The organism is Stenotrophomonas maltophilia (assembly GCF_002799155.1).
Lineage (GTDB): Bacteria > Pseudomonadota > Gammaproteobacteria > Xanthomonadales > Xanthomonadaceae > Stenotrophomonas > Stenotrophomonas maltophilia_R.
Genome location: NZ_NERD01000002.1, coordinates 2,603,901 through 2,625,082 on the forward strand (window position 1 = coordinate 2,603,901; position 21,182 = coordinate 2,625,082).

A 21,182-nucleotide genomic window follows, 5' to 3' on the forward strand; every position below is an offset into this window, starting at 1 on the left:
CCCAGAACATTAATCTTTCAAATCATGGGCTTGAAAAAACTCCCCCTGTCCCGCAGGCGCCGCTATGCAGCAGGGGAACTGCCTTGGACATATCCTGTCGCGGCGCTCCTCCAGCGCCTGCGCCCTCGGCACTCGCGAACGAATGTTCATGCTGAATTCACCAGGACGAGTTGACGCCGCCAGTGTCCGCTCAGCCCACGCGGAGCGTGGTGGGGGCCTTCCGCAACGCCTTTCTGGCGTCGGCGCGCCGCTTGCACAGGGACATGACCTTCGACACCCTTGCAGGTCCGGCCGGCGGCGTATCGTTCGGCCCACGGCCGCACCTGCGGCCACTCCCTGACTCACTCGGCCTGGAGGCCATTCAAGTGACCCGTACTCCCAAGATCGTGCTGCTGACCCTGGCCGTTTCGGCCGCGCTGGTTGGCTGCGGCAAGACTGAAACCCCGGCCAAGGACGCCACCGCCTCCGCCCCGGCCACCGCCGAAGCCACCACCTATAAGCTGGACGAGAGCAAGCTGCCGGCCTACAACGCCTTCCAGCCGAGCGACCTGGACACCACCAAGGACGCCTGCACCGCCTTCGGCGACTACGTCAACAGCAAGTGGCTGGCTGCCAATGAAATCCCGGGCGACCGCACCAGCTGGGGCGCGTTCACCATCCTCGACGAGCGCTCGGTGGCCGTGCAGCACCAGCTGGCCGAACAGGTCGCGCAGGTCAAGACCCCGAACCACATCGAGAAGATCGTCGGCGACCTGTGGGCCACCGGCATGGACGAAGCCAAGATCAATGCCCAGGGCATCGAGCCGCTGAAGGCCGACCTGGCTGCGATCGACGGCCTGCAGGACAAGGCGTCCATCGCAAACTACCTGCGCAGCAGCGCCGCCAAGGGTGACAACATCCTGTTCGGCTTCGGCGCCGAAGCGGACTTCAAGAACTCCGCCATGAACATGGCCTATGCCAGCCAGGGTGGCCTGGGCCTGCCGGATACCACCTACTACACCGATGCCAAGAACGCCGACAAGCTGAAGGCGTACCAGGCGCACGTCGCCAAGGTGCTCGAGCTGTCCGGCGTGGCCGCGGCCGATGCGGCCAAGCAGGCCGAGGACGTGGTCAAGTTCGAAACCCGCCTGGCCAAGGCCTCCAAGTCGCGCGTGGAGCTGTCGCGCAACGTCGAGCTGTACTACAACCCGGTCACCCTGGCCGACGCCGACAAGCTGACCCCGAACTTCAGCTGGACCGAGTTCTTCAAGTCGCAGGGCGTGACTGCACCGGAGAAATTCTCGCTGGCCATGCCGGCGTTCCATGAGGAAGTGAGCAAGGCGCTGGGCGACACCGACCCGTCGGTGTGGCGCGCCTACCTGCGCTTCCACACCGTGGACAGCGCTTCGCCGTACCTGGCTGACGCCTTCGTGCAGGAGAACTACGAGTTCTACGGCAAGACCCTCAACGGCCAGAAGGAGCAGAAGCCGCGCTGGAAGCGCGTGCTGGGCACCATCGAAAACGATGCCGGTGAAGCCTTCGGCCAGCTGTACGTGAAGGTTGCCTTCTCGCCGGAAGCCAAGGCGAAGATGGAAGAACTGGTGAAGAACCTGGCCGCCTCGCTGAAGGACCGCATCCAGGGCCTGAGCTGGATGAGCGAGGAAACCAAGGCCAAGGCCATCGCCAAGTGGGAAACCTTCACCCCGAAGATCGGTTACCCCGACAAGTGGCGTGACTGGTCGGGCCTGCAGACCCAGCGCGACAGCTACCTGGGCAACGTGCGCGCGGCCAACGAGTTCAACTACAAGTTCAACCTGTCCAAGATCGGCAAGCCGGTGGACAAGACCGAGTGGGGCATGACCCCGCAGACCGTCAACGCCTACTACAACCCGCTGCAGAACGAGATCGTGTTCCCGGCCGCCATCCTGCAGCCGCCGTTCTTCGACCCGAAGGCCGACGACGCGCTGAACTACGGCGGCATCGGTGCGGTGATCGGCCATGAAATGACCCACGGTTACGACGACCAGGGCGCGCGCTTCGGGCCGACCGGCAACATGGAAGACTGGTGGACCCCGGCCGACAAGAAGAACTTCGAAGGCCTCACCGGCAAGCTGGTCAAGCAGTTCGACCAGTACAAGGTCGACGGCCAGGCAGTGAACGGCCACCTGACCCTGGGCGAGAACATCGCCGACCTCGGCGGCCTGGCCACTGCCTACGACGCCCTGCAGAAGGCCAGCGCCGGCAAGGAAGATGCGAAGGTCGATGGCTTCACCCGCGACCAGCGCTTCTTCTTCAACTGGGCCACCGTGTGGCGCACCAAGTACACCCCGGAAAACGCCAAGGTCCGACTGGCCACCGACCCGCATGCCCCGGCGCAGTTCCGCGCCATGGGTGCGCCGTCGAACCTGCCGACCTTCGCCGCTGCATTCCAGTGCAAGGCCGGTTCGCCGATGGCCCGCGCCGGCGAGCAGCAGGTGGTGATCTGGTAAGCCACGGCTGACGCTGCGGCATTCCTGCAAAGGCCCGGGAATTCCCGGGCCTTTGTTTTGGCAGCGCCTGTCATCCACGCATGGCGTGGATCTACTGACCAGGACGCTCTCCGGTAGCTGCCGACCTTGGTCGGCGAAAGCGGCCTGATGCGTGCATCCCGCGTCGATGCGCGGCTTGCTATAGTGCGCGCGCCCTCAATCCATCACGGATTCGTTCCACATGCCCAACTTCCGTCCGCTTGCCATCGCCCTGGGCATCAGCCTGGCGACCCTGGTCCCGACCCACGATGCGTTCGCCGCCAAGAAGAAGGCCGCACGCGCTCCGGCTGTCAGCGCCCAGTGCAGCGACTTCTACGACGCCACCAACGCAGGCTGGCTGAAGGCCAACCCGGTGCCGCAGACCGGCGCCGCCACCGCGCTGGGCCAGCTGGTCGACCGCAGCCGCCAGCAGCAGCGTGAACTGCTCGACGCCGCGATGAAGTCGCCGCAGGGCAACGTGCAGAAGCTGCTGGGCGACTTCTGGGCCAGTGGCCTGGACGAAGCCGCCGTGGAAGCGGACGGTTCCAACCCGATCGCCCCGCTGCTGACCCGCATCAATGCCATCAAGAAGGCCAAGGATGTGCCGGCTTCGATCGCCGCGCTGCACCAGGTCGGCATCCCGGTGGCGTTCAACTTCGGCCCTGACGTCGATCTGAAGGCGCTGGACCGCCACATCGGCTACTTCATGCAGGGTGGCATGGGCCTGCCGGACCCGGCGTTCTATACCCGCACCGACGCCGATACCGTGGCGCTGATGGGTCGCTACCGCAACTACGTCAAGCAGATCCTGGCGCTGACCGGCACCCCGGCGGCCAAGCTGGATGCCGAATCGCAGTCGGTGATCGCGCTGGAGACCGAGCTGGCGCGCAATGCGCAGTCGCTGGCCGGCATCAACAACCCGTTCAACAACTACGCGCCGATCTCCACCAAGGAGCTCAACAGCCGCTACCGCAACCTGCAGCTGGACGCATTCCTGAAGGCACAGGGCGTGGACGACGACCTGGTCTCGCTGGCCGACCCGGCGCTGTTCAAGCAGCTCGATGGCATGGTCACCAAGCTCAAGCCGGACCAGTGGAAGGCCTACCTGCGCTGGCGCGTGGGCGACGCGATGGCGCCGTACCTGTCCAAGGCCTATCGCGACGCCGAGTTCGAATTCCGTGGCCGCGTGCTGCGTGGCGAAACCCTGCCGCCGCAGCGCTGGGAAGACGTGCTGGAGGCAATCAACGTGGCCGCCGGCCCGATGGTCGGTCGCGAATACGCGGCCCGCTACCTGTCCGCCGAAGATCGTCGCCAGGCGGCGTGGATCGTCGACAAGGTGCGCGAAGTGCAGATCGAGGCAGTCAAGAACAGCAGCTGGATGAGTGCCGAAGCCAAGACCGAAGCGCAGGCCAAGCTGGCGGCGCTGAAGATCGAGATCGGCACCCCGCTGCGCGATCTCGACTACAGCGTGCAGCCGATGGGCCGCGGCTCGTTCGGCGGCAACATGCTGATTGCTTCGACCTGGCGCCATCGCGAGGAAATGAAGCGCATCGGCAAGGGCAACGCCGACCGGCGCTGGGATGTGCTGCCGCAGCAGCCCTCGCTGGCCTACGACCTGGCCCAGAACCGCATGATCGTCACCGCCGCGATCCTGCAGGGCCCGGTGTTCAACGCCAAGGCCGACGCCGCCGACAAGTTCGGCAGCTTCGGTGGCTTGGTCGGCCACGAGCTGACCCGTGCCATTGATGCCAAGGGTGCGCTGGTCGACGCCAAGGGCGAGCTGCGCAGCTGGTGGACCCCGGCCGACAAGACCGCCTGGACTCTGCTGGGTACCCGCGTGGCTGCGCAGTACGGCAGCTACGAGTTCCCCGGCGTGAAGGGTGCCAAGGTCAACGGCACGCTTACCCAGGAAGAGAACCTGGCCGACATCGCCGGCCTGGAGCTGGCCTGGGCGGCCTACACCGCGCAGGAGCCGAAGGCCAAGCCGGCCCAGCAGCAGGGCTTCTTCCGCGCGTGGGCCGCACTGTGGCCGCAGCAGCTCTCGCCGAACGAAGCCGCACGCCGGCTGACCGCCGACATCCGTGCCCCGGGTCGCTGGCGCACCAACGGCCCGCTGTCGAACCTGCCGGCCTTCGGCGCCAGCTTCAGCTGCAAGCCGGGCCAGCCGATGCAGCGCAGCGATGCCGAGCAGATCAAGGTCTGGCGCTGAGCCACCCGCGGTACCGGTAACGCAGAGGGCGCCTTCGGGCGCCCTTTTTTTGCGGGTGCAGCACGATCCCGGGTTAACACCGGGCGTGCTATCGCTGCGCCTTCGTCCATCGCGGAGCCCCGACATGGCACACAAGAACACGATCTGTATCTGGTACGACGACGGCGCGCTTGAGGCCGCCACCTTCTACGCCAGTATCCTGCCCGACAGCGCGGTGACCGCCGTGCACCACGCCCCCGGTGACTATCCGGACGGCAAGGAAGGCAACGTACTGACGGTCGAGTTCACGGTCTGTGGTATTCCCTGCGTCGGGCTCAACGGCGGCACCGCGTTCAAGCACAGCGAAGCGTTCTCCTTCCAGATCCAGACCGAGGACCAGGCTGAAACCGACCGCCTGTGGGACGCGATCGTCGGCAACGGCGGACAGGAGAGCCAATGCGGCTGGTGCAAGGACCGCTGGGGCATCTCCTGGCAGATCAGCCCCCGGATGCTGATCGAAGCGGTGACCAGCAAGGACAAGGCCCTGGCCAAGCGCGCCTTCAACGCGATGATGCCGATGAAGAAGATCGACATCGCCACCATCGAAGCGGCAATCAAAAAAGGGGACGGAGGGGATTAAGTCGTTTCTCCCCGCCCCTGCGCGCAGATGCAGATTGCGACTTAATCCCCTCCGTCCCCTTTTTGCGAGGTGCTGATGACCTGGGATGCGATCATCGTTGGCGGTGGCCACAACGGCCTGGTCTGCGCGGCCTATCTGGCGCGCGCCGGGAAGAAGGTACTGGTGCTGGAACGTCGTGGCGTTCTCGGCGGTGCCGCAGTCACCGAGGAATTCCATCCCGGTTTCCGCAACTCGGTGGCGTCGTACACGGTGTCATTGCTGCAGCCGAAGGTGATCGACGACCTGCAGCTGCATGCGCATGGGCTGCGCATCGTTGCGCGTCCGGCCAACAACTTCCTGCCGTTGCCGGACGGCCGCTACCTGTTGTCCGCGCCAGGCCGCACCCAGGCCGAAGTGGCGAAGTTCTCCGAGCGGGATGCGCAGCGCTTGCCCGCGTACGAGGCACGCCTGGAGATCTTCGCCGACGTGCTGCGCGCATGGGCCCTGCGCACACCGCCGGACCTGGGGACAGCAGGCGGTTGGCGTGCCCTGCCCGCCCTCTGGCAGATGGGCCGTCTCGGTCGTGAACTGGCGACGCTGGACGCCTCGCTGCGGCAGGAACTGCTGGATCTGTTCACGCTGTCGGCGGCGGAGTACCTGGACCGCTGGTTCGAGAGCGAGCCGATCAAGGCGCTGTTCGGCTTCGACGGCATCGTCGGCAACTACGCAAGCCCGTATACACCGGGCAGTGCCTATGTACTGCTGCACCACGTATTCGGCCAGTGCAATGGCGTGAAAGGTGCCTGGGGCCACGCGATCGGCGGCATGGGCGCGATCAGCCAGGCGATTGCTGCCTCGGCACGCGAGGCCGGTGCGGACCTGCGCGTGGAGGCCGGTGTGCGGCGCGTGCGGATCGAGCAGGGTCGCGCAGTGGGCGTGGAACTGGCCAACGGCGAAATCCTGCGCGCACACGCGGTGATCGCCAACGTCAATCCGAAGCTGCTGTACGAGCAGTTGCTGGAACCGGCACAGGTGCCCAACGCGACGCGCGAACGCATGGCGAACTGGCGCTGCGGTTCCGGCACGTTCCGGCTGAACGTGGCGCTGTCCCGGCTGCCGGATTTCAGTGCCCTGCCCGGCCCCGGCGATCACCTCAGCGCCGGCATCATCATGGCGCCCAGCCTGGACTACATGGACCGCGCCTGGCTGGATGCGCGCCGCGACGGCTGGTCACGCGAACCGATCGTGGAAATGCTGATCCCCAGCACGCTGGATGATTCGCTGGCGCCGCCCGGGCAGCATGTGGCCAGCCTGTTCTGCCAGCACGTGGCACCGGTGTTGCCTGAAGGCCGCCATTGGGATGATCACCGGGAGGCCGTAGCCGACCTGATGATCGCCACCGTCGAACGGCATGCGCCCGGCTTCACCGCCAGCGTGCTCGGTCGGCAGGTGCTGTCGCCGCTGGATCTGGAGCGCACCTTCGGCCTGGTCGGCGGCGACATCTTCCACGGCGCACTGAGTGCCAACCAGTTGTTCTCGGCACGGCCGATGGTCGGCCAGGCCGGCTATCGCGGCGCCCTGCCCGGCTTGTACCTGTGCGGCTCGGGCACCCATCCCGGCGGTGGTGTCACCGGTGCGCCCGGGCACAATGCCGCGCAGGTGGTGTTGCAGGATCTGTAGAGGTGTGCCGACCAACGGTTGGCATCTACCGAGCAATGTGTGCCGACCAACGGTCGGCACCTACCGCGTCAAATGATGCCATTCAAAGCGTGCCAACCAAGGTTGGCACCTACCCGCGTGAAGCGTGGCGCATAGCGCCTCACTTCACGCTGCGCAGATGGTTCGGGCGCTTCGGTGGGCCGGGCGGGCGGCGCTTGTTGAACGGCGGCTGCCCGCGCCAGTAGCGGATCAGCAACCAGCCGAACAGCATGCCGCCGAGGTGCGCGAAGTGGGCCACGCCCGGCTGCCAGCCGGTCATGCCCAGCACCAGCTCGCCCACACCGAACAGGATCACGAAGGTACGCGCCTTCATCGGGATCGGCGGGAACAGCAGCATCACGCGCTGGTTGGGGAACAGCATGCCGTAGGCCAGCAGCAGTCCGAACACGCCGCCGGAGGCACCCAGTACCGTCGCCGGGTTTTCCAGCAGCGTACCCACCAGCAGCTGGCAGACACCGGCACCGGCCACGCACACCAGGTAGTACAGCAGGAAGCGCTTCTCGCCCCAGGTCTGCTCCAGCGGCGCGCCGAACATGAAGACCGCCAGCATGTTGAAGAACAGATGGCCGAAGCTGCCATGCAGGAAACCATAGGTCAGCAGCTGCCAGGGCTGGAAGTTGCCGCCCGGCGAGAACGCATCGAAGCCCTGCTGCAGCGGTTGCAGCATGAACGGCTCGAAGGTCTGCATGCCAAGCAGGAACGGCTGCTGCAGCAGGAACAGGATCGCGTTTGCGATCAGCAGGGCCTTGGTGACGGTTGGCAGTCGCGGGAACATGGGAGCACCGGCATGGAACGGCCTCCATCATAGCCGCAGCACCGTGTCTTGTTGGCGCCCCGCAGGTCTGGCCTGTTCAGTCGCCAGCGGTGCTCAGCCCGGGCCCCACACGGCCGCATCCAGCACCGCCGCAGGATCGGTCACTGCCATCCGCACCCGGCCATTCTCCACCCGCACGCCCTCGGCACGCAGCCGCTGCGATTGTTCGCGCCAGCCGGCCGAACCTTCTTCCATGGCAATGCGCCCGTCCGAACGCAGCACGCGGTGCCAGGGCAGGTCCGGGTCGTCGTTCTGGCCCAGGATGCGCGCGGTCAGGCGTGCACGCCCGGGCAGGCCGGCGCGCATTGCCACCTGGCCGTAACCCATCACCTGCCCCGCCGGAATCGCGCGGATCACTGCCAGGATGCGCGCACGCGCCTGCTCCGGCGTCAGCGCCGCAGCCGGGTTACCAGCAGAACGCCGATCAGTACCAGCACGGTGCCGGCGATCTGTGCCGGCCCCATCGGTTCGTCGAGCAGCCATAGGCTCATCACGATGGTGGAAACAGGGCCCAGCATACCGACCTGCGCGGCCAGCGACGAACCCACGCGCTGCACCGCCAGCATGATCGCCAGCACCGGCAGCACGGTGCACACAGTGGCGTTGACCAGCGACAGCCACTGGACCGGCGCCGGTGCCTGCCACAGCAACGGCAGCGGATGGGTCACCGCAAAGTGCAGCAGCACCAGCACGCTGGCCACGCAGCTGGCATAGGCGGTCAGCCGCACCGCACCGATGCGCGCGACCACCTGCCCACTACCGAACAGGTACAACGCGTAGCTGAGCGCACTGCCCAGCACCAGCAGGCTGCCGACGATGATCTGCCCACCCTCGCGCTGCAGGTCGTGGCCGAAGGCCAGCAGCACGCCCAGGTAGCTCAGCACCAGCGCACCGATCTGCCAGCGGCCCGGTCGCTGGCGCGCCAGCAGCACGTTGATCAGCAGCACCAGGGTCGGGTTCAAGTACAGGATCAGCCGTTCCAGGGTCACGCTGATGTACTGCAGGCCCTGGAAGTCGAGCAGGCTGGACAGGTAGTAGCCGGTGAAGCCCAGCCACAGCACGCGCGCGCGGTCCGCCCAGGACAGTGGTTCGGCCCGGCGCGCGGCCCACACTGCCATCAACGCGAACAGGGGCAGCGCCATCAGCATGCGCAGCGCGAGCAGCGTGGTGGCATCCACGCCGTGGCGCAGGCCGAGCTTGACGATGATCGCCTTGCCGGACGCGGCGATGGCGCCGATCGCGGCCAGGCCGATCCCCCCCAGCGCGATGCGAGGGGAGGCGGTAGCGATACGGGAAGCGGTGTTGGACATCAGGACGACGGCGGGCCGCGCGGAGCGGCCCGGGAAGGCGTGGGGGCGCTCATTGTCGCATGGGGGCGCCCGGTGCCCAGTAGTGCGGAGCCTACGCTCGGCTTCGCCATGCCTGGGCGAAATGCGGCCGAGCATGGCTCGGCCCTGCAACGGCCCGGCTCAGCGCATCAGCACCACTTCTTCGGCCGAGGTCGGGTGGATCGCCACGGTGTCGTCGAACTGAGCCTTGGTCGCCCCCATCTTCACCGCCACCGCGAAGCCCTGCAGGATCTCGTCGGCCGCTTCGCCCAGCAGATGAATACCCACCACCCGTTCGTCCGGGCCGGCACAGACCATCTTGAACAGGCTGCGCTGGGTACCGTTGGCCAACGCCTGCAGCATCGGGCGGAAACGGCTGTGGTACACGCTCACCTGATCGAAGCGCGCGCGCGCTTCCTTCTCGCTCATGCCCACCGCACCCAGCGGCGGGTGCGAGAACACCACGCTGGCCACGTTCTCGTAATCCATCTTCGACTGTGGGCGGCCACCGAACAGACGGTCCATCAGCCGTCGCGATGCGGCCACCGCCACCGGGGTCAAGCCGACCTTGCCAGCAATGTCACCCACCGCGTGCACGCTCGGCACGCAGGTGGTCTGCCACTCGTCCACCTGCACCTGCTGGTGTTCGCCAATGCCGATGCCGAGCGCCTCCAGGCCCAGGTCACGGCTGTTGCCGCGGCGGCCGGTGGCAAAGAACACCGCGTCGAACACGCTGTCGAGCGGGCCATCATGGCCGAATGCACGTACGCGCTCGCCATCGCGCTGCAGTTCGCGCAAGCGATAGCCGAAATGGATGCGCACGCCCTGCTGCTTCAGGTTCTCGGCCAGCTGATCGGTCAGCTCATAATCGAAACGATCCAGCAGCCGCTGGCCACGTACCAGCAGGCTCACCTTGCTGCCCAGCGCCTGCAGCAATCCGGCCAGTTCCACCGCGATGTAACCACCGCCAATGATCGCGACCTCGGCCGGCGCCGCACGCAGATCGAAGAAATCGTCGGAGACCAGGCCCAGTTCCGCGCCGGGGATATCCGGACGCAGCGGGTGCGCGCCGGTCGCGATCAGGATGTGCTCGGCGCTGTAGCGCACGCCATCGCTGCAGGCCACGGTGTGCGCATCAAGCAGATGGCCGCGCGCCGGAATGCGCACCACGCCGGTTTCGTCCAGGCGCTTGTGGTAACTGGTGTGGATGTTGCTGATGTAGGCCTGGCGATGGATCACCAGTTCCTTCCACGACAGCGCCGGGCGCGCTTCGACATCGAAGCCCATCGCACTGGCCAGGCCGATGCGCTCGTGCAGGTCGGCCGCCAGCCACATCGCCTTCTTCGGCACGCAGCCAACATTGACGCAGGTCCCGCCCAGCTCACCGGGCTCCAGCATTGCCACGCGCTTGCCGTGCTGCGCGGCGCGAATCGCACCGGCCAGGCCGGCGGAGCCGCCGCCAAGGACGATCAGGTCGTAATCATAGGATGCAGTGCTCATCGGAATCGCTCGGGTCGGTAAGGGGCAGGATCGATCGCTGGCGTGCGGCCGCAGACGAGATCGGCGATCAGCTGGCCGGTGCCGGCGCTCATGCTGATGCCGAGCATGCCATGCCCCGCTGCAAGCCAGACGTGAGGATGCGCGGGCGCGCGGCCGATCAACGGCACGTCGTCCACGCTCATGGGGCGCCACCCGCACCACTGCTCCTGCAGCTGCGCACCGCGCGGCGCGCGCAGGTAGTGGTCGGCGGCCTGTTGCAGGGCCTGCAGGCGGCGCGTGCGCAGCTGCGGGTCGGCGCCGGCGAACTCCATGGTGCCGCCCAGCCGAAACGCGTCGCGCCAGGCAATCACGAACACGGAATGGTCCTTCAACACGACCGGACGCTGCGGCACCTGCGCCGGTCGCGACCAGGTCAGCGAATAGCCCTTGCCGGGCTGGATCGGCACGCGCAGGTCCAGTTGACGTGCCCAGTCGCGCGACCACGGGCCGGTGGCCAGCACCAGCTCACGCGCCCGCACGGTCTGCTGGCCGGCCTGCACGCGTACGCCCTGCGCATCGTCACTGAATCCCTGCACGTCCACCTGTTCGTCGATCACCACGCCCTGCGCGCGCAGCACGCGCGCCAGTTCAGCGGTGTAACGGTCCGGACGCAGCTGCGCATCGCCGGGAAAGTGGATCGCACCGGCAAGGCGATCATGGAACGCTGGATTGTCGCGCGCATAGTCGCCGCCATCGATGCAGGCGGTGACGATGCCCAGCGTGTTCAGTGCCTCGCACTCGGCCGCATGAAGATCGAAGTTGCGGGCATCACCAAACACATAGTCCAGCCCGCGCGCAGCGAATTCGCAGTCCAGCGCATGTATATGCACCCACTGGGCCAGGCGCTGCCGCGAATCATCCAACAATGCGCCGCGTGCCCGCGTGGCGTGCAGCCAGTCGCGCGCATTGCAGCGCGCCCCGAACTGCAGCAACCAACGCCACAATGTCGGATCCATGCGCGTACGCACATACAACGGCGCACGCGGATCGAGCATCCAGCGCAGCGCACGCAGTGGCACGCCGGGTGCCGCCAGCGGTGGCGCATGGCTGGGGGTGATGGTGCCGCAGTTGCCATGCGACGTCGCGCCGCCGACGCGCCCCCGGTCGATCACGCGCACCTGCCGCCCCTGTGCGCGCAACGCGAGCGCAGCGGCCAGTCCAATGGCACCGGCGCCGACCACGATCACATCCTCGTGTGCGCCCTGCATCGATCAGCCCTGCCCGGCACCGCGCCGCATCGGTGGCCACTGTCGATAGGTCATCGCACGCCATACCCACTCCATCGGGCCGAAGCGGAAATGACGCAGCCACAGGTGCGAGATGACCACCTGCACGGCAAACAGCAGCAGCGCGAACAGCAGCTGCACGCCACGTGGCATCATCTCGAACCTGCCCAGGCCATAGTGGTAGAAGATCCAGGTACACAGCAGCGACTGGCCAAGGTAGTGGGTCAACGCCATGCGCCCCACCGGCGCCAGCCACGCAAGCCGCGTGCGCCAGTGCACGATCCACGCCAGATAGCCCAGGCACATCGGCAGCCCGCCAACCGTGAGCAGGGCCATCGCCGCCGTCACCGGCAGGTTGTACGCGCCGGGTGCCAGATAGGGTTTCCAGGCAACCCCCAGCAGCGTGACCAGCAGGCCCAGCGGCAATGCAATCCAGCGCAGCGACGCGTACAGGCGCGGGAAGCGCTCCGGCGCCGTCAGCGCGCCACTGCCGGCGAACCAGCTGCCGATCAGGAACATGCCCAGCACTTCCGGGCCGGTGATCAGCAGCGCACCCATCGAGGTGCCGAACTCGCTCAGGCGCTGCACATTGGCCTGCGCCCAACTGCCCTGCCCGTACACCTGCCGCTGCAGGTCGATGCTCTGCTGCGCCTGGGCAAGCATGCCCTGCACCTCTTCGGCTGAAGCCATCGACACCATCGCGCCCACCAGCAGCATCATCGCGACACCGCCGAGGTAGACGGTCATGCCCATCCACGGCAGCCAGCTGCGCGGCGCCTCGCGGCAGGCCAGCAGCGGCAGCGAGATCAGTGCATACATCACCAGGATGTCGCCGGACCAGACCAGCAGTGCATGGCACAGGCCGATCAGCAGCAGGCCGGCGCTGCGGCGCAGGTAGAACGGGGTGAAGTCGCGCCCGGCCACCTCGGCGCGTTGCGCCATCACCGCAAAGCCGGCGCCGAACAGCAGCGAGAACAGGGTGAAGAACTTGCCCTGCACGAACACGTAGACGAAAGCGTCGGCCCAGTAATCGATGCCCCGCCAATGCACGTCGATGCCGGTGAAGGCCAGATCCAGCGGGCCGCTGAAGGCCTCGATGTTCATCAGCAGGATGCCCAGCAACGCGGCACCGCGCAGCACGTCCAGCACGGCGATACGTTCGCCGGAAGCCACCGGCTGCAGGGAAGGAGAAGCGGCGTTCACGGGGCATCCGTCAGGCAGGTCCGCCATTATGCCGCCGGCCCGTGCACCATGGATGCCAGCGCCGTGTTCCACATGCGCAACGGCCCGCCGAAGCGGGCCGTTGCTGCCATCACGATCGCGCTGCGATCAGTGCTGGTGGCCGCCGTCGCCATGGACGTGGCCGTGGTCCAGCTCTTCCTTGCCGGCTTCGCGCACATCGACGATTTCGACGTCGAAGTGCAGGTCCTTGCCGGCCATCGGATGGTTCAGGTCAACGTCGACGACGCTCATGCCGACCTTCTGCACGGTCACCGCACGCGGGCCGAAGTTGGTCTGCAGCACGACCTGCTGGCCCGGAGCCAGCTTGGTGTTGCCGAAGTGCTTCTTCGGCACGCGCTGGGACAGGCCCTCACGACGCTCGCCGTAGGCATCGGCCGCCTTGACGTCGACGTTGAAGGTCGCGCCGGCTTCCTTGTCCATCATGGCGTTTTCCAGGCCCGGGATGATGTTGCCGTGGCCGATCAGGATCGCCAGCGGCTCGCCGCGGTCCTTGGACGATTCGATCGGCTCCTGGCCGACTTCGGAAACGGTGTAGTGGAAGCGGACAACGCGGTCTTTTTCGATCTTCATGCGCAACTCTGTCTGGATCTGCCGGAGGCAGGCGGGTTGGGGCGGGTTGTCGCCCGACGGGGACGCCGCCATCATGACGGCCAATCCAAGGTGGCGCATTATCCGGAGATCATGCACATCACGCCAGTTTCGTCCGGCCTGCGCCGGTTCCTCGCCCCGGCCCTGCTGCTGGCCCTGCCCCTGTTGATGACCGCCTGTGGCGGTGGCAAGGCCACCCGCCCGGCGCCGCCCCCGCCCACGGCGAACTGGCCAAAGACCGTGCCGGACAACCCCGAGGCCGCCAACTCGGTGCTGATGCGCGCCATCAGCCTGGTCGGCACGCCCTACCGCTATGGCGGCAATACCCCGGATTCGGGCTTCGACTGCAGCGGCCTGGTCGCCTATGTCTATCGCGAAATGCTGGACCTGCGGCTGCCACGCACCTCGCGCGACCTGGCGGCGGTACAGGGCCCAAAGATCGACCCGCAGCGCCTGGCCACCGGCGACCTGGTGTTCTTCGGCAGCCGCGGCAGCGTCACCCATGTCGGCATCTATGTAGGTGAAGGGCGTTTCGTGCATGCACCGAGCACCGGCGGCACCGTGCGCCTGGACTCACTCAGCGGCCCCTACTGGAAGGACCACTACACCGGCGCGAAACGTGTCCTTCGCTAAAATGAACAGGCGATATGTTCAAAACTGCGACACACATCACACTGAAACTAACGGTTTTCTAACGGAATTTTTAACTTATTGCCGCTTTTACAGGGCATGATGCCCCATCGTTTTTTTCCTGTGACCGACGCGTGACGACTGACGACCTGAAAAGCGAAGGCCAGACTTCCGCATCTTCACGTAGTGCCCGCCCGTTGTTGCTTGGCCTGGCACTGTGCCTGACCAGCCTTCCGGCCTGGTCGCAGACTGCTCCGAACCGTTCCGAAGTGACCCCGGCCGCCGCCGAGAGCACCGCTCGACCGGCCGCCAAGGCCGAGGCGGCCGCTCCGCAGCGCAGCCGCGTCGATGCCGCCGCCAGTGCCACGCTGGCCGCCCTGCTGCCGCATCTGGCCGCCAATGACACCATTCCGCTGATGGACCGCTCGGCCGTGGTAGCCGGGGACCTCAGCCGCCTGCTCGCCAACTACGACACCAGCAGCGCCGCCAATGGCAGCGTTGTCGGCACCGCAGCCGACAATGGCAAGGTGCAGTCGCTGCTGCGCCGCGCGATGACCCTGCTGGGCACCCCGTACCGTTGGGGCGGCAGCAATCCGGACAGCGGTTTCGACTGCAGCGGCCTGGTCGGCTACGTGTTCCGTTCGGCCCTGGGCATCGAGCTGCCGCGCGTCTCGCGCGAGATGGCCCACGACGACAACGCCGAACTGATCAACGACCGCGCCGCGCTGGCGGCGGGTGATCTGGTCTTCTTCGGCCGCAAGGGCCGCGTCGACCACGTCGGCATCTATGTCGGTGACGGCCGCTTCCTGCACGCACCGAGCTCGGGCAAGGACGTCCGCGTGGACACGCTCCTCAGTGGCTACTGGGGCAACAAGTTCATGCAGGCCCGACGGGTCGATCTCTGATCTGTGACCGGTTGGCGCTGCCGCGCCGCCTGACACGAGAAAGCCGCTGCCCTGCAGCGGCTTTTTTGTTGGGCCCGCAATGACAGATGGGCGCCGGTCGGCCCCGGTGGGTGCCGACCTTGGTCGGCACTGCCCTCATCCACACACGGCGTGGATCCACCGACCTCTGGTGGGTGCCGACCGTTGGTCGGCACTGCCGCCATCCACGCGTGGCGTGGATCTACCAGGTGCCCGCCTCGGCCGACACCGCGCAAGCCACCTCCCAGACAAAAGGCCTGCCGGTCAGGGCGGGCCTTCATCTCCACGCAACCTCAGCGGCGTGGCGGTGTTGGGTCCGGATCGTCCACGCCCACGTTGCTGGACGGGTTGTCATACACCGCCTGGTCGAGCAGCCCGGTTTCCTTGGCCACGATCACCGGCACCAGCATCTGGCCCGTCACATTGGTCATCGTACGCATCATGTCCAGGATGCGGTCGATGGCATACAGGTAGCCGATGGTCTCCAGCGGCAGGTTGGCCGCGCTCAGCACCACCGTGGCCATGATCACCGCGGTACCCGGCACGCCGGCCGTACCGAAGCTGCCCAGCACCGAAGCGATCAGCACCACCACATACTGCTCCGGGGTCAGCGGCACACCGCTGTACTGCGCGATGAACACCGCGCACAGCGCCGGGTAGATCGCACCGCAGCCATCCATCTTGATGCTGGCGCCCAGCGGCACCGCGAACGAACCGTAGTCCTTGTTCACGCCCAGGTTGTGGGTGATCGAACGCAGCGCCACCGGCATCGCGGCGAAGCTGGACGAGCTGACGAAGGCGACCTGCATGCCCGGCGCCGCGCCGCGGAAGAACTTCAGCGGGTTCAGGCCGTGCGCCAGCAGCAGTGCGCTGTAGACCACCACGATGTGCAGGGCGCAGGCCACGTACAGCGCCAGTACGAAATGGCCCAGCGGCAGCAGCTTCTCGAACCCGTAGCTGCCGACCAGGCCGGCGATCAGGCCGAAGGTACCGATCGGGGTGACTTCCAGCACGAAGCGGGTCACCTGGATCATGATGTCGCTCATCTGGCCGACCAGCTTGCGCGCCTCGGTCACCTTCTCGCCCAGCTTGACGATGGCAAAGCCCACCAGGCCGGCGAAGAAGATCACCGGCAGGATCGAGCCGCGACCGGCAGCCAACACGGTTTCACCGGCCGCATTGACCTTGGTGCCGATGCCGGACAGCGCATAGAACACATTGGCTGGCACCACGTCCAACAGCACCTGCACCACGCTGGGCACTTCCCGCGGCACGTAGTTGCTGGCCATGGTCAGCTGCAGGCCTCCGGCGCCAGGCTGCAGCACGGTACCCACGCCCAGGCCGACGCACACCGCCAACGCAGCGGTGATCACGAACCACAGGAAGGTGCGGCCACTGAGCGCGGCGACCGACTTCTGTCCATGCAGCGACGAGATCGCGTTGATGACCGCGAAGAACACCAGCGGCACGGCAATCATCTTGATCAGGGTGACGTACAGTTCACCGAGCGGGCCGAACCACGTTTCCGCGGCCGGGCCGAACGCCCAGCCGGCCAGCGCGCCGAGCACGAAGCCGCCGACCACGCGCTGCCAGAATGGAATCCGCAGCCAGGCAGAGACCAGCTTCATAGGCAATCCAGAGGGGAAGGAAGGGATGCTGGCACGATAGCCCATGGCGGTCCGCAGAACGACCGCCCGGCCGGCAAATCAGTGTGTCATCGGCGTGCCTTGCGGGGCCGGGCATAATGAACGTCCCGTTACAGTTTGTGAGATCCCAGCGTCCATGCGCCGTTCCGTCTCCCTGTTGGCCGCCTGCGCCACCACCCTGCTGCTGGGCGCCTGCGCCAGCGCCAGTACCACCTCCGCCTCTGCCCCGGCCGGTCTGAAGGTCGCCGTCGATCCTGTCACCCATCCGGCCGGCGAGACCCCGCAGTGGTGGTACCGCAGCGGCGCCGCCCAGGCCGCCGCCAACGGCGCGATGTCCGGCAAGGCCAAAAACGTCATCCTGTTCCTCGGCGACGGCATGAGCCTGACCACCGTGGCGGCCTCGCGCATCTACGAAGGCCAGCAGAAGGGCGGCTCGGGTGAAGAGAACCTGCTGTCGTGGGAGCGCTTCCCGGCCACGGCGTTCAGCAAGACCTACAACACCGATTCGCAGACCCCGGATTCGGCCGGCACCATGACCGCCATCACCACCGGCGTGAAGACCCACATGGGTGCGATCGGCGTCAGCGCCGGCAGCCGCACCGACTGTGCCGACAGCCTGTCCAAGGGCCTGCTGACCTGGCTGCAGCTGGCCGACAGCGCCGGCCTGGCCACCGGCGTGGTGTCCACCGCACGCCTGACCCATGCCACCCCGGCCGCCACCTACGCGCACTCGCCCGAGCGCAACTGGGAAAACGATACCGACCTGACTGAAGCGGCCAAGGCGGCCGGCTGCAAGGACATCGCCCAGCAGCTGCTGTCGACCTCGCGCTATGGCCGCGGCCCGCTGGTCGCCCTCGGCGGCGGCCGCGGTGAATTCACCACGGTGGAAGAACGCGACCCGGAGTACGACGACAAGGTCGGCCAACGCCTGGATGGCCGCAGCCTGGTACAGGAATGGCAGCAGGCGCATCCGCAGGGTGCCTACGTGTGGAACAGCACGCAGCTGGCGGCGGCCACCAACGCGCCGGCCATCCTCGGCCTGTTTGAACCGGACCACATGCGCTACGAGTACGAGCGCCCGCAGGATCCGGGTGGTGAGCCAAGCCTGGCCGAACTGACTGCCGCAGCCATCAGGAATCTGTCCAGGCACAAGGAAGGCTACGTGCTGATGATCGAAGGCGCGCGCATCGACCATGCCAACCACAGCGGCAACGCCTACCGTGCGCTGACCGAGACCGTGGCGCTGTCCGATGCGGTGCGCGTGGCCAACGAGCTGACCTCGGCCGACGACACCCTGATCATCGTCACCGCCGACCACTCGCACACGCTGAACTTCGTCGGCTACCCGGCACGCGGCAACCCGATCCTGGGCAAGGTCAAGGACAAGGGCGGCGAAGATGGCGCCGGCAAGCTGGACTACGCGCTGGACGGCAGCGGCCAGCCGTACACCACGCTGAGCTACGCCAATGGCCCGGGCCATACCGGCAGCAGCAACCAGCAGCCGGCCGGCCCGAAGCGCTACCCGCACAACCCGAGCAGCTTCGAACCGGCCAACGGCCGCCCGAACCTGCGCGAGGTCGACACCGAGCATCCGGACTACATGCAGGAAGCACTGGTGCCGATGAAGTCCGAGTCGCACGGCGGCGAAGACGTCGGCATCTGGGCGCGCGGCCCGGGCAGCAAGGCGATCCGCGGCACGCTGGAACAGAACGCGATCTACCACATGATCGTGCAGGCCACCCCGGCCCTGCGCGAGCGCCTGTGCCAGGCCGGCACCTGCGATGACAAGGGCGTGCCGGTGCAGCTGCCGGCACCGACAGCCTTCGAACGCAAGGCCGAGGCCAAGTGATCGCACGGCAGGCGCGCCCTGCCCCCGCCAGCGGCCGCCTTGCGTGGTCGCTGGCAGTGCTTGGCGTACTGGTCAGTACCCATGCAGCGGCCCAGGCACCGGCGTGCAAGCTGCTGACCGACGAACACGGACTGTGGCCGCTGCCCAACTGCGAGGTGATCGATCACCGGCCGAAGATCAGTGCCGACACGCTGAAGGACCTGAACTACGACGACCACGGCCTGGCCGTGGTGTATGCCGGGCAGGGCTTCCACTATGTCGACCGCAAGGGCCGCAGCCTGCCGGTACTGACCTGGGACAACGGTCCGGAAACACCGCAGGAAGGCCTGCTGCGCGCCCGCGTCGGCAACCGCGTCGGCTACTTCGACCTGAAGTTCCGCCAGGTGGTGCCCGGCACCTTCGATTTCGGCTGGCCGTTCCAGGATGGCGTGGCCGAGGTCTGCAACGGTTGCCGTCGCGGTACGCCGGATGCCGATGGCCACACGCCGATGGAAGGCGGAGAGCGGTTCCGGATCGACCGCTCGGGCCGTCGGGTGAAGTAGGTTTTTCGGCAGGGCTGCGCCCTGCACCTGCCGAAGCCAAATCAAGATCAAAAGCGGCTCTGGTTTTCTGTGAGTTGGGCGGGGCGGTGTCGGATTGCGGGGACGCCGTCAACCCATCCATGGGGGCTTGGCCGCGGCATCCATGCCGCGGACACCCCGCAATCCGACACCGCCCCACCTCCGACAGATCTCCGGTGACGGTTGGACCATCCACGCTTTGCGTGGATGAAATCTGTCAGATATCGAAATAAATCGGGGTCAGATCCGTTTTCCGCAGGAAAACGGATCTGACCCCCTCGGCAACCCCTTCGGCATGTCCAACAGACCGCAGGAAACTGTCGAAGGCGGGGTGGGTCCGGTTGCGGGGGCGTGAGCCGCATGGATGCGGCGACCGAGCTTACATGGACGTACTTGCAGCGCCCCCCGCAACCGGACCCACCCCGCCAACCCTCAGGAAACCAGCTGTTGCTGTTGCTTCGGCCGTTGCCGTTGCTTGCGCGTCTGCGGGTGCAGGGCGCAGCCCTGCCGAGCAACCCTATACTTGCCGCCGTGACTGCCTTCCCTGCCCTCGTTCCGCTGGATGCACCACTGCTGGTGGGCTACAGCGGTGGCGTCGACTCGACCGTGCTGCTGCACTGGCTGTGGCACTGCGCGCGTGCCTCCGGCACCACGCTGCGTGCGGTGCATGTGCACCACGGCCTGCACCCCGATGCGGACGACTGGGTGCTGCACTGCCAACAACAATGCGCAGCACTGGGTATTGAACTGGCCGTGCATCGCGTACAGGTCGACCACACCCTGGGCCTGGGCCTCGAAGGCGCGGCACGGCAGGCGCGACGTGCCGCGTTTGCCGCCGAACTGCGCGACGGCGAAACACTGGCGCTGGCGCAGCACCTGGACGACCAGGCCGAGACCTTCCTGCTGCGTGCCTTGCGTGGTTCCGGCGTCGATGGCCTTGCCGCGATGTCCGCGGACGGCCGCCTGGGCGAACACCGTTTGTGGCGACCGCTGCTGGCGGTGCCGCGCAGTGCGCTGCTCGACCATGCCCGGCAATACGCACTGCATTGGATAGAAGATCCCAGCAATGCCGACGACCACGCCGATCGCAACTTCCTGCGCCTGCAGGTGCTGCCGCTGCTGCGCCAGCGCTGGCCGCACGCCGCTGCGGCACTGGCGGGCAGCGCGATGCACTGCGGGCAGACCCGCGAGCTGCTGGAGGAGGAAGACGCCGAGCTGATCGCGCATCTGGAGGTCGCACCGCGGGTGCTGTCGCTGCAGCTGCTGCGCCAGGTATCACCGGGCCGTGCAGCACGCGTGCTGCGCGCCTGGGTGGCCGGCCACGGTGCGGAGCCGCTGCCGGCCACGGTGCTGCAGCAGGCACTGGACGAGCTGCTGCCGGCCGGCAACGATCGCCAGGCGCGGGTACGCTGGCACCATCATGCCATCCAGCAATGGCGCGATCATGCCTATCTCCTGCCCGCCCAGCTGCCGGCGCTTCCCCATGACTGGCAGGCCGAATGGGATGGACGCGCGCCATTGGCGTTGCCCGATGGCGGTCAACTGCGCCTGCAGGGCGCCCCGGCCTTCGAGCGCCGATTGCAGGTCCGTGCACGCGTGGGCGGGGAGCGCATCCTGCTGCCCGGTCGCCAGCATTCGCATGCGCTGAAGGACTGCCTGCAACGCGAACACCTTGCCCCCTGGCGACGCGCCCAACTGCCGCTGGTCTTCGATGGACCACAGCTGCTTGCCGCCGCCGACGTGGTCATTGCGGCTCCCCTGCAGGCCTGGTTGCAGGCCCATGACGCGCAGCTGCAGTGGCGTCCCGGCGGCTGGTGAATTGACC

17 protein-coding genes are annotated in these 21,182 nt (G+C 67.1%); 9 read left to right on the plus strand and 8 right to left on the minus strand.

The window, feature by feature from the left end; genetic code table 11:
• Positions 1–365 precede the first annotated feature (365 nt).
• The 4 genes from B9Y82_RS12735 to B9Y82_RS12750 all read left to right on the plus strand — a co-directional run bounded on the left by B9Y82_RS12735 (position 366) and on the right by B9Y82_RS12750 (position 6,973).
• Positions 366–2,468, plus strand: coding sequence for a M13 family metallopeptidase (locus B9Y82_RS12735; RefSeq protein ID WP_100475227.1), 2,103 nt, complete (start codon positions 366–368; stop codon positions 2,466–2,468).
• Between the two features lie 220 nt (positions 2,469–2,688).
• Positions 2,689–4,695 carry a M13 family metallopeptidase gene (locus B9Y82_RS12740; RefSeq protein WP_100473500.1) on the plus strand — a complete coding sequence of 669 codons (2,007 nt, stop codon included), beginning with the start codon at positions 2,689–2,691 and terminating at the stop codon, positions 4,693–4,695.
• A gap of 124 nt (positions 4,696–4,819) precedes the next feature.
• Positions 4,820–5,314, plus strand: coding sequence for a VOC family protein (locus B9Y82_RS12745; RefSeq protein ID WP_100473501.1), 495 nt, complete (start codon positions 4,820–4,822; stop codon positions 5,312–5,314).
• Positions 5,315–5,389: 75 nt separating this feature from the next.
• Positions 5,390–6,973, plus strand: a complete 1,584-nt coding sequence (locus tag B9Y82_RS12750; protein WP_100475228.1) for a phytoene desaturase family protein — start codon at positions 5,390–5,392, stop codon at positions 6,971–6,973.
• Between the two features lie 139 nt (positions 6,974–7,112).
• Here the strand turns inward: B9Y82_RS12750 and B9Y82_RS12755 are convergent, their stop codons facing one another.
• The 7 genes from B9Y82_RS12755 to B9Y82_RS12785 form a co-directional block, all read right to left on the minus strand.
• Complete coding sequence (locus B9Y82_RS12755) at positions 7,113–7,787, minus strand: rhomboid family intramembrane serine protease (RefSeq protein WP_005410509.1); 675 nt, start codon at positions 7,785–7,787, stop codon at positions 7,113–7,115.
• 93 nt (positions 7,788–7,880) lie between these two features.
• On the minus strand, positions 7,881–8,309 hold the full coding sequence (locus B9Y82_RS12760) for an MGMT family protein (protein ID WP_428993175.1): 429 nt from the start codon (positions 8,307–8,309) through the stop codon (positions 7,881–7,883).
• Entirely contained in the window at positions 8,216–9,136 is a 921-nt protein-coding gene (locus B9Y82_RS12765) for a DMT family transporter (protein WP_075677048.1), read from the minus strand. Before B9Y82_RS12765 ends, B9Y82_RS12760 begins: the two co-directional genes overlap by 94 nt.
• Before the next feature lie 159 nt (positions 9,137–9,295).
• Positions 9,296–10,654: a glutathione-disulfide reductase gene (gene gorA, locus B9Y82_RS12770; protein WP_100473502.1), complete on the minus strand. Its 1,359-nt coding sequence runs from the start codon at positions 10,652–10,654 to the stop codon at positions 9,296–9,298.
• On the minus strand, positions 10,651–11,901 hold the full coding sequence (locus B9Y82_RS12775) for an NAD(P)/FAD-dependent oxidoreductase (protein WP_100473503.1): 1,251 nt from the start codon (positions 11,899–11,901) through the stop codon (positions 10,651–10,653). The genes gorA and B9Y82_RS12775 overlap by 4 nt, the downstream gene beginning before the upstream one ends.
• A gap of 3 nt (positions 11,902–11,904) precedes the next feature.
• A complete protein-coding gene (locus tag B9Y82_RS12780; protein WP_100473504.1) occupies positions 11,905–13,149 on the minus strand; it encodes a DUF418 domain-containing protein in 1,245 nt (414 codons plus the stop codon).
• A 99-nt stretch (positions 13,150–13,248) separates the two neighbouring features.
• Positions 13,249–13,731 carry an FKBP-type peptidyl-prolyl cis-trans isomerase gene (locus B9Y82_RS12785; RefSeq protein ID WP_014647924.1) on the minus strand — a complete coding sequence of 161 codons (483 nt, stop codon included), beginning with the start codon at positions 13,729–13,731 and terminating at the stop codon, positions 13,249–13,251.
• Between the two features lie 111 nt (positions 13,732–13,842).
• Between B9Y82_RS12785 and B9Y82_RS12790 the strand changes: the two genes are divergently transcribed.
• Both B9Y82_RS12790 and B9Y82_RS12795 read left to right on the plus strand, forming a co-directional pair.
• Positions 13,843–14,382, plus strand: a complete 540-nt coding sequence (locus B9Y82_RS12790) for a C40 family peptidase (RefSeq protein WP_049445709.1) — start codon at positions 13,843–13,845, stop codon at positions 14,380–14,382.
• A gap of 131 nt (positions 14,383–14,513) precedes the next feature.
• Entirely contained in the window at positions 14,514–15,284 is a 771-nt protein-coding gene (locus B9Y82_RS12795) for a C40 family peptidase (RefSeq protein ID WP_100473505.1), read from the plus strand.
• Between the two features lie 311 nt (positions 15,285–15,595).
• Here the strand turns inward: B9Y82_RS12795 and B9Y82_RS12800 are convergent, their stop codons facing one another.
• Positions 15,596–16,930: a dicarboxylate/amino acid:cation symporter gene (locus B9Y82_RS12800; RefSeq protein WP_100473506.1), complete on the minus strand. Its 1,335-nt coding sequence runs from the start codon at positions 16,928–16,930 to the stop codon at positions 15,596–15,598.
• A 154-nt stretch (positions 16,931–17,084) separates the two neighbouring features.
• Between B9Y82_RS12800 and B9Y82_RS12805 the strand changes: the two genes are divergently transcribed.
• From B9Y82_RS12805 to tilS, 3 genes are all read left to right on the plus strand, one after another.
• Positions 17,085–18,797 (plus strand): alkaline phosphatase, encoded by a 1,713-nt coding sequence (locus B9Y82_RS12805; RefSeq protein WP_100473507.1) that lies wholly within the window; start codon positions 17,085–17,087, stop codon positions 18,795–18,797.
• Complete coding sequence (locus tag B9Y82_RS12810) at positions 18,794–19,339, plus strand: WG repeat-containing protein (protein WP_100473508.1); 546 nt, start codon at positions 18,794–18,796, stop codon at positions 19,337–19,339. Before B9Y82_RS12805 ends, B9Y82_RS12810 begins: the two co-directional genes overlap by 4 nt.
• 549 nt (positions 19,340–19,888) lie before the next feature.
• Positions 19,889–21,175, plus strand: coding sequence for a tRNA lysidine(34) synthetase TilS (gene tilS / locus B9Y82_RS12815; RefSeq protein WP_202908125.1), 1,287 nt, complete (start codon positions 19,889–19,891; stop codon positions 21,173–21,175).
• The last annotated feature ends 7 nt before the right edge of the window (positions 21,176–21,182 follow it).